Annotated in this window: 11 protein-coding genes; 7 read left to right on the top strand and 4 right to left on the bottom strand. The window is 52.7% G+C overall.

The genetic code is table 11. The annotated features are described in order from the left end of the window. The first annotated feature begins 42 nt into the window (after positions 1–42). Positions 43–2,616, top strand: a complete 2,574-nt coding sequence (locus BUA40_RS02050; RefSeq protein ID WP_072797752.1) for a U32 family peptidase — start codon at positions 43–45, stop codon at positions 2,614–2,616. A 201-nt stretch (positions 2,617–2,817) separates the two neighbouring features. Here BUA40_RS02050 and BUA40_RS02045 read toward each other — a convergent pair whose 3' ends face one another. Then, positions 2,818–3,399, bottom strand: coding sequence for a ribonuclease H1 domain-containing protein (locus BUA40_RS02045; RefSeq protein ID WP_072797750.1), 582 nt, complete (start codon positions 3,397–3,399; stop codon positions 2,818–2,820). A gap of 115 nt (positions 3,400–3,514) precedes the next feature. Here BUA40_RS02045 and BUA40_RS02040 point away from each other — a divergent pair, with 115 nt between their 5' ends. From BUA40_RS02040 to BUA40_RS02030, 3 genes are all read left to right on the top strand, one after another. Continuing rightward, the gene (locus BUA40_RS02040; protein WP_072797748.1) at positions 3,515–3,997 is read left to right on the top strand and encodes a hypothetical protein; all 483 of its coding nucleotides are present in this window, start codon (positions 3,515–3,517) and stop codon (positions 3,995–3,997) included. Beyond that, a complete protein-coding gene (locus BUA40_RS02035) occupies positions 3,997–4,869 on the top strand; it encodes a PHP domain-containing protein (RefSeq protein ID WP_072797746.1) in 873 nt (290 codons plus the stop codon). The genes BUA40_RS02040 and BUA40_RS02035 overlap by 1 nt, the downstream gene beginning before the upstream one ends. Positions 4,870–5,016: 147 nt before the next feature. Then, the gene (locus BUA40_RS02030; RefSeq protein WP_072797883.1) at positions 5,017–7,038 is read left to right on the top strand and encodes a hypothetical protein; all 2,022 of its coding nucleotides are present in this window, start codon (positions 5,017–5,019) and stop codon (positions 7,036–7,038) included. Positions 7,039–7,126: 88 nt separating this feature from the next. Here the strand turns inward: BUA40_RS02030 and BUA40_RS02025 are convergent, their stop codons facing one another. Further along, positions 7,127–7,885 (bottom strand): glutaminyl-peptide cyclotransferase, encoded by a 759-nt coding sequence (locus BUA40_RS02025; RefSeq protein ID WP_072797744.1) that lies wholly within the window; start codon positions 7,883–7,885, stop codon positions 7,127–7,129. 94 nt (positions 7,886–7,979) lie between these two features. Between BUA40_RS02025 and BUA40_RS02020 the strand changes: the two genes are divergently transcribed. Genes BUA40_RS02020 through BUA40_RS02010 form a run of 3 tightly spaced genes read left to right on the top strand, consistent with a single transcriptional unit; the run spans position 7,980 to position 9,990 of the window. Then, on the top strand, positions 7,980–8,546 hold the full coding sequence (locus tag BUA40_RS02020; RefSeq protein WP_072797880.1) for a DUF4416 family protein: 567 nt from the start codon (positions 7,980–7,982) through the stop codon (positions 8,544–8,546). Between the two features lie 45 nt (positions 8,547–8,591). Next, entirely contained in the window at positions 8,592–8,963 is a 372-nt protein-coding gene (locus BUA40_RS02015; protein ID WP_072797743.1) for a DMT family protein, read from the top strand. A gap of 31 nt (positions 8,964–8,994) precedes the next feature. Further along, positions 8,995–9,990 carry a M23 family metallopeptidase gene (locus tag BUA40_RS02010; RefSeq protein ID WP_072797742.1) on the top strand — a complete coding sequence of 332 codons (996 nt, stop codon included), beginning with the start codon at positions 8,995–8,997 and terminating at the stop codon, positions 9,988–9,990. 70 nt (positions 9,991–10,060) lie between these two features. On the opposite strand, the gene thiE is transcribed toward BUA40_RS02010, so the two are convergent. Next, positions 10,061–10,696, bottom strand: a complete 636-nt coding sequence (thiE, locus tag BUA40_RS02005; protein WP_178299512.1) for a thiamine phosphate synthase — start codon at positions 10,694–10,696, stop codon at positions 10,061–10,063. Between the two features lie 107 nt (positions 10,697–10,803). After that, positions 10,804–13,323, bottom strand: a complete 2,520-nt coding sequence (locus BUA40_RS02000) for a glycoside hydrolase family 94 protein (RefSeq protein ID WP_072797741.1) — start codon at positions 13,321–13,323, stop codon at positions 10,804–10,806. Positions 13,324–13,369: the final 46 nt, after the last annotated feature.

The following is a 13,369-nucleotide window of genomic DNA, read 5'->3' as shown; positions in this document are numbered from 1 at the left end:
AAAAAAAAGAAGAATTATACCAAGTTTTCTATCTTTGTCTATATGATTAGCGCAACGACATCGCCGGAACTGCTTTTGCCGGTGGGAACCCGTGAAATGCTCGAAGCCGCCGTTAAAAACGGAGCCGATGCGGTTTACTTTGGAGTCCCCCACTGGAACGCCCGAGGCCGCACCGAAGACTTTACGTTCGACGATGTCCGTGACATGATCCGCTACGCCCGCATTCGCGGGGTCCGCACCTTCTTGGCCATGAACGTGCTGGTTTTCGAGCGAGAACTTTGGGAATTGCCCGAATTTCTGGAGAAAATCATCTCCCTGGAGCCCGATGCCTTCATTATTCAGGACATCGGTCTGGCCAGACTCATCCGTGCCATTGCCCCGCAGCAAGAGATTCATGCCAGCACCCAGATGACGCTTGCAAGCGCCGAAGGCGTCAATCTGGTAAAATCCATCGGTTTTAACCGCGCCGTTCTCGCCCGCGAACTTTCGGTCAAAGAAATCGCAGCCATCAAGGGTGGAACCGACCTGGAACTCGAAGTTTTTATTCACGGGGCCCTTTGCGTGAGCTATTCGGGCCAGTGCCTGACCAGCGAAAATTTTGGCGGACGCAGCGCCAATCGCGGCCAGTGTGCCCAAAGTTGCCGCCTTCCCTACCGCATTTTTGTGGACGGCAAGGAATTCCGCGACACCGACGCCCAATACCTCTTTAGCACTCGCGACCTGTGCGCCCTTCCGAAATTGGACGAATTGGAAGAAATCGGCGTAAATTCGCTAAAAGTCGAAGGCCGCCTTAAGAGCCCCGAATATGTTGCTGCCGTATCCCGCGCCTACCGCAAGGCTTTGAACCAGATTCCGCTCGATTCCAAGGACATGGAACCGTTAGAAGTGCTTTTCAGCCGAGGACTCAATACCGGCTGGCTCGATGGTGATAACCATCAGGAGCTGGTGAACGGAACCTTCAGCAATCACCATGGCATGGCCCTCGGGCAAGTCGCAAAAACCGACCGCGGGCAGATTATCGTCGCCCTGGATGAATCGGTTGGCTCCACCTACCCGCAACCCGGCGACGGCATCCTCTTCGAAAATGCAGCATTGGGCGTAAGTATCGGCAGCAGACTCTACGCCGCGCAAGTCACCCATTTGCCGCACCCGAAGCGCGGCGAGCCCAAGTACCTGCGTATGGAATTCGGGCGTGATTTCGATACCCGCCAAATCGCTGTCGGCATGCAGGTTTACCGCAACGACTCCCCTGCGCTCGAACGTGAACTGCGAAAGACTTTCACGGACCGCAATCTCGAAGAACGCATCCCCGTGAACATGGTTCTTTCCGGGAAAATCGGCGAACCCCTGAAGCTTACAATGAGCGACGGGCTGCATCATTCCGCAGAAGTCGTGGCTGAAACACCCCTTGAAGCCGCACGCAACAGTGAAAATCGCAGCAAAAACGAAGCGGACAAGGCCCTCCATGATTTGGCGCAGAAGGAACTTTCGGGCCTTAGTGCTACCGCTTACCAGCTAAAGCACCTGGACATTCAAGTGGACCGCGGCGCATTTATCCCGGGAAAAGTCCTGAGGACACTGCGCCAAAATGCCGCCGAAAAGCTCGATGAAATTCGCTGCCAATGGAAGGTTCTTTCGCCTAAGGCGGATGATGGCAAGGCATTCCTCGAAAGCACCCGCGCCAAGTTCAAGTCCGGCGCATCTACCAGTGGCACGACTTTTGCGTCCGCTACACCAGTCACCGACGCCAAGCACCCGATCATCAGCGTACTCGTCCGCAACCCCGACCAGATTGCCGCCCTCAAGGGCCTCGACATTGACCGCGTCATTATGGATTTCGACTGGGGCGTCAAATACGACGAATCCCTGCAGCAGATTCGCGACTTCGGATTCAAGGCGGGCATGGCGACGCTTCGCATCCACAAGCCGGGCGAAAGCCATTACCTCAAGAATATTCTGCGGCTTTGCCCGGACTTTGCACTGGTGCGAAATCTGGGGGCGCTTTCCATCCTTAAAGAAAGCGGAATCCCGCTCACGGGCGACTACAGCCTGAACGCCGCCAACAGCGCAAGCTACGACTGGCTCCTTTCGCAGGGTCTTTCGACGCTCCACCCCTCTTGGGACCTTAACAGCACGCAGCTCTTTGACCTTCTCGAAAACATCGACGGACAGCGCCTAGAACTCACATTGCACCAGTACATGCCCGCCTTCCATTCGGAATACTGCGCCTTCGCCCGCGCGCTCACGACGGGTCGCCGCTTCCCCGAATGTGGAAAAATTTGCACCAAGCATAAGGTGGAAATCCTGGACCATAAGGGCGAACGCCACTTCTTGCAGAGTGACGCTGAATGCCGCAACACGCTCTTTGTAGGTAAGCCGCAATCGGCGCTAAAGCTTTTGCCAAAACTCAACGCCGCCGGAGTCAACCACTACCGCCTTGAAATGCTCACCGAAGACGCCGAAACCGTGCGCCGCAAGGTTGTCATTTACACGCAGGCCATTCGCGGAAAAATCACCATCGAAGACGCAATCCGCGAGGCCGGAATTCAAGAAAAGTACGGCCTTTCCGAAGGTCAGCTCTTTAACGAAAGCACCTGGCAAGACCGCAAGAAATAAAGAAGCCCCGCCGCATCTAGAATCTGGCGGAGCTTCCCAACTGAAAATTCGCCATCGGGTGGATAGCAAATTGCCGACATACATCGGCAAAACAAATTTAGTCACAGACCGGCCAAAACTGCAAAAAAACACAAAATCCTGCAAACAAGTATTTGCAGGATTCTTCATTTTTTACAATTCGTCAAACTTTGTTTGCAAGAATTATTTCTTGGCGCGGGCAATGGCATCCTTTGCTAGTTTGTCCACAAGTTCGTTCCACTTGACACCGGTATGGGCTTCCACCTTTTCAAAACTCACACGGTGCAAGTAAGGCTGTGCCGCCGCCACGTAACGCTTGGCGATATTGCTCTTGGCCTGCCATTCGCCTTTGGCCCAACGCGCAATGCCTTCATAGTCGTGGCAAATGACGCCGCATTTGTCGTTGGCATCGAGCCAGCGCATGGCTTGGTAAGAGGCCATCACTTCGCCGTCTATGTTACGACTTTCAGCATCAAAAGCCGTAATGCCAGAACCGCGGGCGATTTCTTTATCATTTTCGGTCACAACGAATGCCCAACCCGATTTCGCAAATCCCGGCGAGAAGGATCCGTCTACAAAAACGCGTAAGCCTTCGGGCACGGGAGCCTCCATTCCAGAGATCCATGCTTCCGCTTCGGCACGGGAACCAAAGGATTTAAAGAGCACTCCTTTGACCCCATGGGTCAATTTTTCGCATTCGGCCCAAGTCATGACGATTTTGCTTTCGTTCGGGGACTTTATCGCATAGAATTTCTGTTTAGGCATGGCGCAAAATTAGTATATTTTCGTTGAATTTTGTACTGGAGTTTACGTGAAACCGTCACCGTATTTTAAGGATAGTTTTAAATACTTTTTTAAACGATTCAGCAAAAAGGAATCGTTGTTTAAATGGTTTTTAAGTCAAGCTGGCGAAGACTCCGGTGTGTTCGATTTTCCGGCATCCTTGAAAGGGAATCCGAAAACTCTCGTTTTTCTGGACCGTAACTTGGAAAAAACGGCCGCATTCGTGCGTGCTATGCCCGATGTATTTTTCAAGAACGCCCTCCTTTGCGCTCACGAATCGCAGCAAGTTCTGATTTCTGCTAGGCGTGCAACCGCTGTCTACTATACCGACCTGGAATGTCGCTATGGTGAAAACGCCTTCGAAGAGTTGGAATACAAATTCAGGGCCTACAAGCCGGATGTATGCATTTACCTGGGCGAAGCCTTCCTCCCCACCCTTTACTTGGCTAAAGTCTGTGGCGCAGGTTGCAGAATCGGCTTTGCCGACGAAAACTGTTTCCCCTTCTTGAACGTGTGCCTGAAACCTGCCCAATCCAGCGAAGCGGCCTTGATTAGCCAATACTACTACGGGGCCAAGTGATGCAAAAAGGGTATTCCACCATCATAACCGAAAGCGGTGGCTATGCGGACCTCCACATGCACACCAAGCTCTCGGATGGTAACCTTTCGGTCGAAGAACTGCTGACCCTTTGCAAGCGCAAGGGGCTCCGTTGCATTTCCATTACCGACCACGACAACTTGGACAGCTACAACCTGGCTGTAGAACCTGCCAAGGAAATCGGCCTCGAAATCATTCCTGGCATCGAAATTTCCGCCGTGTGGCAGGGCAAGGACATTCATATCCTCGGTTATTTCTGCGACCCGACGAACCTCGCCCTGAACATGGAACTGCAGGATTTTGCCAAACAGCGTGTCACTCGCGCCAAGGCAATCATCAAGAAGCTGAACGCCCTGGGTATCGACATTACCTACGAAAAGGTCGTGAGCTACTGCAAGGGTAAAGTGATTGGCCGCCCGCACATCGCCATGTCCATGGTGGACGAAGAATACATCTCCAATTTCTCGGAAGCCTTCACCAAGTACCTAGGTGACGGCTGTGTCGCCTTTGTCGAAAAGAAGGGCCTGAACCCACAGCAGACCATCAAACTCATCGAAAATGCCGGCGGAATCGCCGTACTCGCCCACCCCTACAAGTCGGGCCTTTCCGATGAATTCATCGAGAATATGGTGGAATGGGGCGTGCAAGGGATTGAAGTCTATAGTCCCGCCCAGAAGGGAGCCGTGGGCCGCAAGTATAAGGAAATGGCCCAGAAATTCGGTCTTGTGGGCACCGGCGGTTCGGACTTCCATACCGAATCTGGCGCTTACCCGCCCAACTGCATGAAGATGCCTTATTCCGTCGTGAACGCCCTCCGTGAACGCCGCGAAAAACTGAGAGCGGAATGGTACTAAAGAGTAGGAAGTAGGAAGTAGGCAGTAGGAAGTGGTTGGGCATGAGGTCGCGGCTTTGCCGCTTTGAGGTATGAGGTGTGAGGAATTAGAGATTTGGAAAAAACAATGAATAATGAAGAATTAAGAATTAATAATGAAAAAAATGAAATGGGATTGTTCATTGTTCGTTGTTCATTGCTCTTTGTTCTTTTCTTCGTGACATCTCTGTTTGCTGAACCGCTAAAGCCGGACCAGTACACAAAACCGTCTGCTCAAGATTCCGTCTATAAGACTCCCTGGGGTATTGACCCTGCCGCTCGTGAAACTGATGCGGGCCGCTGGGTGCTGCCCCATCGGGAACTCATGCAGCGCACCTACGATATTTCCGGCCAAAAATCGGAGTGGTTGCTGGGAACCTCCATTCTCGGAGCCCCCGAACTGGACCCCGACCACATGGGCATGGGTTCGATCCAGACCCGCTACCCGACCAAATTGGCAGGCCTATTTACCACTCGCCTCGGCTACGATGCAACCACCTTGGGGCTTAACGGCGAAAACGGAATTCTCTTTGAAGAACGCAAGGGAATCCCTGTCGACACGCCGATTACCGACTTGAACTGGGAACGCCCCGCCTTCGGCGGCAACGCCCTCCGCCTCGATTTCCGCAGACTGGTAACCGATTCCGTTTCCCTGGAATTCGGGCTTGCCAGCCACTCCGACGTAGATTCCAAGGAATATACCTACCAGAACGTTACCCACTCGCCGTACTTCTCGCTGGGTCGCGACTCCACGCAGATTCCTTTTGGCGGTCGCAACATCGCCATGAACAGCATGCATATTCAGCCGATTCTCACCTGGAGATTCGGGTACGGTAAAGCATTCGCCAAATTGAACTACGTGAACCTTCGAAACGCCGACAATACGAACCACAAGGTTCTATTGGATACGCTCGACAAGTCCATTCGCACCTTCCAGACCGACCCCTACGTGACGGAAATTCACACCTTCGGCTACGGCGGCGGCATCGAGGTCTACCCCACTAAAAAACTCACCCTCTCTACAGACTTCATTTATAACGAACACGAAATCGAGCTGGATTCACTTTCCCGCATTTATAGGGAAACTCATGAATACGTAGACACTCTGGGAATCGCCCGAAAAGATTCGCTCTTCTACGATACCCTCCGAGCCACGACCTACGAATCCATGCTGGGTAATTTCGGCATCGCCTACCACACCATCTTTAACCCGGCAATCAAGTTCAAGTACGAATTTTTGAACACCGACAACACCGGCGACAACGATACCACACAATCGTACTACCAAGACCGTGAAACGGGTTACCTGGAACTGAAGGACACCCTCTGGAACAAGGTTATTTTCCGAACCCAGACCGGCTTGCAGAGAAACAGTTCTGTTCGCAATCTTGTTGATTATGCCCCCGCCTACTCGGCCGACGTACTCGCCTTCTTGCCGTACCACCTACGAGCAAGCGCCGGTATGCGTCACGACAACAAGTTCCCCGACGTGGGCCAGCTTAAAATCGACGAAACAGGCCGTCTGGCATTCCACCGCAAGGAACTCCAATACGAAGAACGTGACCGCTATTCCTTGAACTTGGGTTACCAGCAGCGAGAAGTCTTCTATGGGCTTGGCCTACGCTACGAAAACGTGGACAACCTGATCAAGCCCCGCTGGGTCAAATGGGGTGCCGTGGATTCCACCAGCGCCATAGACGAAGTTTATACCTGGACCAATATCCATAATGTGAACAGTTTGGATTGGCTTTTGCAGATTGGCTTCAGGCTCGGAAACTGGAAATTCTACTTGGAACGCGGCGAAACCCTGGATCGCAGCTTCAAGCTTCTGGATACGCCGGAACTCTACTATAAGGGCAGTATCCACTGGCAGAACCGCTTTGTTTCGGACCGCCTCGGTGTAAGCGTGCGTGTGGATTGGCAGTGGTTCGGCGAACGCTACGACTGCACTATCAACGAAAACGGCAATCCCGAACTGGAACTCATGAAGAAATACCTGGCGCTCGACTTTGAAGCCCGTATGCAGATCCTTTCGTTCGAGCTCTACACCCGCATCGAGAACTTCAACCACAGCATTTACATGCCCGCCAGCGGTTATACCCCCGAAGGCCTCCGCTTCGCCTACGGCATCGTCTGGACCTTCCGGAACTAGCCACTAAAGTCATACCGGCCCCCGACTCGTCATGCTGAGCTTGTCTCAGCATCAGTCATGCCGGACTCCGATCCGGCATCAGCATTATTCACTTAAGCCTATAAATCCACGGCCAGTTCTTACCTGTCACCCAAAGGTTCTTACCGTCATAGGCAATGCCGTTCAGCACGTCTACGTCAGGGTGCTTGCGCTGAATTTCAGCCACCTTACGGCTTAAGTCCAGATAGCGAACCACCTTGCCGCTGGGGAGCGAAATAACCGCAATGGCCCCCGTCTGCCAAATATTGGCGTACAGGGTATCCCCTACGATTTCAAGCTCGTTCAAGAGCTTTACCGGGCGGCCACCATCAGTTACGGGAATGACTCCCACCACGTTGAATCCGCCCAAGGCAAGTTGCAGGAGTTCGCTAGAGCCGTTACTCATGAGCAAGGCGCTTTTCCAATAAGTGAGGCCCCAGCCTTCGGTAGGAATGCTGAATTCGCCTTTTTTTGCGAAAGGTTTGCGGCTGTAAATGAAAGCCTTCTTGGATTTCCAAGTCAAGTAAAAGATATCGTCACCCACGGCAATGGAACCTTCGCCAAAATACTTATCCGCAAGTTTTGCTGAATCCAGGATCTTGCCATCAAGCGTGCGGCGGTACAGGCCTGATTGCCCATACAACCCCGTCGTTTCAATCAGTTCTTTTCCGTCAAAAAACAGCCCCTGCGTAAAATGGGTCTTTTCGTGAGGAATGGAATCCAAAATTTCAGGAACCACACGAGGAGCTTCTGCGAAGGATTTAGACGAAAGACTAAAGACGAGAGACGAGAGGACAAAAATTGAGAATGTGAGATGTTTAATAACCATAATTAGAATTTCTTTTGATCAAAAATAATTCTTTCGTCTTTCGTCTGTAGGACCGAAGGTCCGTTCTCTCGTCTTTTTTTCTAAATTGCACGCCATGGGTGAGTTAAGGACACCGGCAAAAGTAAAAATCATCGTGGGCATCCTTGCGAAGGACGCCCAGGCGGTTGAAGGTGTCCGAGGCATACTTCAGGACCATTTTGGCGAAGAAGAATTAGCCCTCCCGCCGTTCCCGTTCACCTTTACCAATTACTACGTCGACGAAATCGGCAGCGCCCCTGTGCGAGCCTTTTTCAGCTACGAGACTCTAGTCGACCGAGAAAACATCGTCGATATCAAGCTCTGGAGCAACGACGTGGAACTGGAAATCGCCAAGCAGAATGGAACGCCGGGACTACGCCCCGTAAATCTTGACCCAGGCTACATGACGCTCGGGCAGTTCTTCTTGGCTACCACCAAGGATCAGCGCCAGCGCGTGTACATGCAACGAGGCATTTTTGTAGAACCCACGCTGTACTTCCAAGACGGGCATTTCCACGCCTTCGACTGGACCTACCGCGACTATCAAAGCGAAAAGTACATCCAGTACCTGGAACAAGTCCGCGCACGCCTCGCCTACCAACTCAGCACAGGCAAACCCTACCGCCTGCGCGCCAATCACTAACCCCCAACCACTGACTACTGTCTACTTCCTACTGTCTACTATATTATGAAAGCCGGAATCTTTACAGTCATTCTCCTGATTATCAGTAACGTCTTCATGACCGCCGCCTGGTACGGCAACCTCAAACTCAAAGAAATGCACATCAGCACCGACTGGCCGCTGATTCTCGTAATCCTGGCCTCCTGGGGCGTGGCACTCATCGAATACTTCTTCATGATTCCCGCGAACACCATGGGTAGCCGCATTAACGGGGGGCCATTTACCCTCATGCAGCTGAAGGTCATCCAAGAAGCAATCTCCTTGACGGTCTTCACCGTCATTGCGACGACCGTTTTCAACAACGAAGCCCTGCAATGGAACCACATTGTCGCCTTCGTTTTGATTGTGGCAGCCGTATTCTTCGCCTTTTTAAAGTAAACTTCTCACACTAGAATTTTCTTTAAATAAAATGAGCTTTTTGGGACTTCACAAGTGGACAGGCATCTTTGTCACGATTCTCGTGGCAATCGCTTTTACGAGTGCTCCCACTTACGCCAAAAGCTCGGCAGCCAAAAACAACGACAAAGAATCTTCTGTTCAAAGCTCAAAAAGCAAGTCCGACTCCAAAAAATCCGCAAAGAAATCATCTAAAAAGCCTAAGCCCAAGAAGTCTAAAAAGGTAAAACTCAGCGAAGACGATCCGAAGGCATTCACCAAGGCGCTCCTCTACGACAAGCAGGGCGTCGAATACGAAATCGTAGAATCCAAGAAGAAAAAACGCGCCAGGGCCAAGCAAAAAAAGCAGGCGGAACAAGCCGCGCAAGTAGACGAAACAATTGAGACATTCGACTTTTCGACCATTCTCCCGCCCATCACGCACGAGGCGCTCATCGGCTCCCCCTATGGAATCCGCAGCCATCGCCTGCACCGTGGCGTAGACGTGAACGTCATCAAGGATGAACCCGTCGTGGCCGCCTACCCCGGCGAAGTCACGATGTCCCGCTACAATAAGGGCGGCTACGGCCATTACATTCTGATTAAGCACCCGAACGGCATCGAGACTCTGTATGCGCATCTTTCCAAGCGCCTACTCAAGGTCGGCGACCGAGTTTTCCCCGGCGATATCGTAGGCCTCGCGGGTAACTCCGGCAGGTCTTCTGCAGCACACTTGCATTTTGAAATCCGCTACGGCGAAGTGAACATCGACCCCACCACCGTCATCGATTTCCCGCATTGGGCGCTGCAGCCTGGCGTCGACAAATTCTCGATGAAAAAGGCTAGAAGCGAGCACCGTAAAATCCAGAGCAAGCTGATTAACTACAACTTTTACGTTGTACAAGCAGGCGATTCCCAAGGGGATGTCGCCAACTGGTTCAATATTTCAATCGAATCGCTTTGCCGCATTAACAAGCTGGTCCCAGGCGCTCCGCTCAAGGCTGGCCAGAAACTCCGCGGCAGTAAATGACACAATGTGTCATTACAATGACTCATTGTGTCATCCTGAGCAAGAAACCATAGGTTTCTTGTCGAAGGATCTATACCGATTTTTTAAGCTCTAGAAAAGCTTGCTTCAATTCTCGCGTAGCCTTTTCCGGGTCGGCCGCCTTCATAATCGCCGACACGGCGCAAATGCCCGCAATGCCCGAGCCTTTCAGCACAAAGATGTTGTCCTTGTTGAGCCCGCCAATGGCATTCACCGGAATCGGCACCGCCTTCACAACATCCTTCAAAGTTTCAACCGGAGTAATCACCGTTTTTACATGAGTCGTGGTCGGATAGATTGCACCACAACCCAGATAGTCGGCCTCCTGCTCATAAGCTTCAAGCGCTTGCGGCACCGTTTTGGCGGTAGCGCCGATAATCTTGCCCTCGCCCATGAGCTTACGGGCCAAACGCACCGGCATGTCGCTTTGCCCCACATGAACGCCCTCGGCACCAATCGCCAAGGCCACATCCACGCGGTCATCAATAATCAGAGGAATCCCGTAACGAGCCGTAATCTCGTGCGTCGCCTTAGCAAGCTCCAAGTATTCGCGGGTAGACCGATCCTTTTCGCGCAACTGAATAATGGTCGCGCCACCCTTGCAAGCAGCCTCCACCACAGGCAAAAAACGATCTTCCGGCACTGTCGTGCTGTCGGTAATAAAAAAAAGCGTCGTATCGAGTTTCATGATGCGCACAAATATAAAAAGTCTGCTTCGCATGAAGCAGACTTTTTAAAAGATTATTTCTTATCCAAGAAACAGAATTTGGATTAGAACTTAAATTCTAATTCAAATTAACCGAGGGTAACCACTACTTTATGAGTACCCTTGGTGAAAATGGGAGCGACGTCGGCGTCAATCTTCTTGCCGTCCACGATCATCTCGGCGACACCCTTGCACACGTGCTTCGGGTTCTCCACTTCGATTTCGTAGGTAGCACCGCGGAACTTACGGGTCACCTTGAAGCCGTCCCAAGTGCTCGGGATGCAAGGATTCACGATGAGGCCCTTGAAGCTTGCGCGGACACCGATGATGAACTGCGTTGCAGCCTGGTAAGTCCAGGAGCTGGTGCCGGAGAGCCATGCGTTACGGCCCATACCGAACTGCTTGTGTTCGTCACCGAGGATGTTCTGCGGATAGCAATACGGTTCAGATTCGAACTCGTCGAGCTTGGTGTTCTTGGCAGCCGGGTTAATTTGGCTGTAATACTGGAAGGCCTTGTCGCCACGGCCGAGAATCGTTTCGGCAATCATCACCCACGGGTTGGTGTGGAGGAAGATACCGCCGTTTTCCTTGGCTCCAGGAGGATAGGTAGAAATGCCACCCACGTTCGGGTCGAAGCCGCGGTAGCCCGGAGTAGAGCTCTTCACGCCGTTGGCGGTGTTGAGGAGCTTGTTCAAGCTGTCCATGCCCATCACGGCACGATCGCCAGTAGCAATGCCAGAAATCACAGACCAGGACTGGCTGTTGCAGTAAATCTTGCCGTACTTGGCCTTGTTGGTGCCGTAGGCGTTGCCCTGCTTGTCGAACCAGCGGACCCACCACTTGCCGTCCCAAGCGCTGTCATTGAAGGCCTTCTTCACGTCTTCGTACCAGCCCTTGTACATTTCGACAGACTTGGTGTCGCCGAGAGCTTCGCAGATGTCCATCATTTCAAGGAGAGCCTTAGCATAGAGGCCCGTGTTGAAGGAGGATTCTGCACCGAGCGGGAGGTTCATGCAGTCGTTCCAGTCGGCAAAGCCGAGGAGCGGCAAACCGTGCTTACCGAGGTGAGTACGGGTAAAGTTGAGAGAACGCTTGAGGTGTTCGAGCACAGTGCCCTTTTCACGCTGAGCGCGCTTCTTGCCGGCTTCGTAGAACGGAACTTCCTTCTTGAGGAGGTCCATCTTGCCGGTTTCCTTGAGGTAGTTTGCAATAGTGAGAACGATCCACAGGTGGTCGTCGCCGTACCAATCAGCGTAAGCCGGGTTGCCGTTTTCGTCGAGCACGCCCTTCTTTTCGCGGGAGTCACCGGCGTTAGCTTCGTTGCCGTTGTCTTCAGCAAGAGCAAGCGGAGCGTACTGGTGCATAGCGTTACCTTCCGGACGCTGCACAGAGAGCAGGTTCAGAGCGAGTTCCAATGCTTCTTCCGGCATGTGGCTCATCACGCCCATAAGGTCCTGGCTGGAGTCACGGTAACCGATACCGCGGCTGGTGCCGTAGCCCAGCTGATACAGGGACAGGTAGCGGCTCCAGTTCTTGGTGGTGTGGCACTGACGCGGGTTGTGCACGTTCACCATGGAGTTGAACGCTGCATCCGGAGTCTGCACCTGGATCGTAGAGAGGTACTTTTCCCAGAACTTGGCGAGTTCGTCGAAAGCCTTGTCGACGTTTTTCAAGTCGCGGTACTTGGCGATTGCCTTGGAGGCAACCTTCAGGCTCTGTTCCTGACCGAGCTGGGTGCAGGTGCGGAAGGTCTTGCCGGCGGCAATCTTGCCAGCGTGGATCATGAGAGCGGCAATGTTGTCGCCACGATCGCATTCGCTGTTGGAAAGTTCTTTGTTGGCGAGGCTGAGCGGAGCGGCCCAGGAACCCATTTCGTTTGCGCCGAGGAACACGCGGCGGTCGCCATCGAAGCTACCGACCTTGCAGTTAGCAGTCACGTAGTTCACGGCGAAGTCACGCTTCATGTAAGCGTACTGTTCGAGCACCACGTGGCCGTCCTTTTCCCAGTGGCCCTTGAGGGTCATGGTCTGCGGAACCCAGTCGGCGTTGGTGAGCTGCTTTTCAGCTTCGAAGTGGCTGAATTCATAAACCGGGATAATGTCCACTTCCTTGGAAGCCTTGTCGAGGTTCGTGACCTGGATGTCCTGGAGGAGAGTGTTGGAGCCAGTCGGAACGAAAATCGTCACCTGCGTACGGAGGCCTTCGCATTCGGCGATCCAGCGCATGTAAGAAAGACCCACGTGGCATTCCCACTTCTTCATCTTGGTGAGAGTCGGAACCACGAACGGAGAGAACACGGTGTAACCCTTGGCGTTCTTCACGCGGATATAGATGGTGCTGGCCTTAAAGTCAGAGCAAGGCATCTGGGCGATGTACTTGGTGATACGGTTCAGGGCCGGGTCGCCCTTGCAAACGAGGGTACCGCCAGTAGTATCCACGATACCACCAAAGTTCAAAGTACCAACATAGTTGCACCACTTGATCGGGGTTGCCGGCGTGGTGAGCACGTATTCTTTCTTGGCGTCGTCAAAGTAGCCGTACTTAGCTGCAGCCTTAGCTGTAACCTTCTTGGCCTTCGGGGCGCTCTTCTTGGTCTGTTTTGTAGCCATTGTTTCTCCGTAAGAGGGGGTTGTTAAATTCCGGGTGTAAATATAG

This window comes from Fibrobacter sp. UWT2, assembly GCF_900142545.1.
In the GTDB taxonomy this organism is placed as follows: Bacteria; Fibrobacterota; Fibrobacteria; order Fibrobacterales; family Fibrobacteraceae; genus Fibrobacter.
This window is presented reverse-complemented; position numbering and strand designations above follow the sequence as displayed.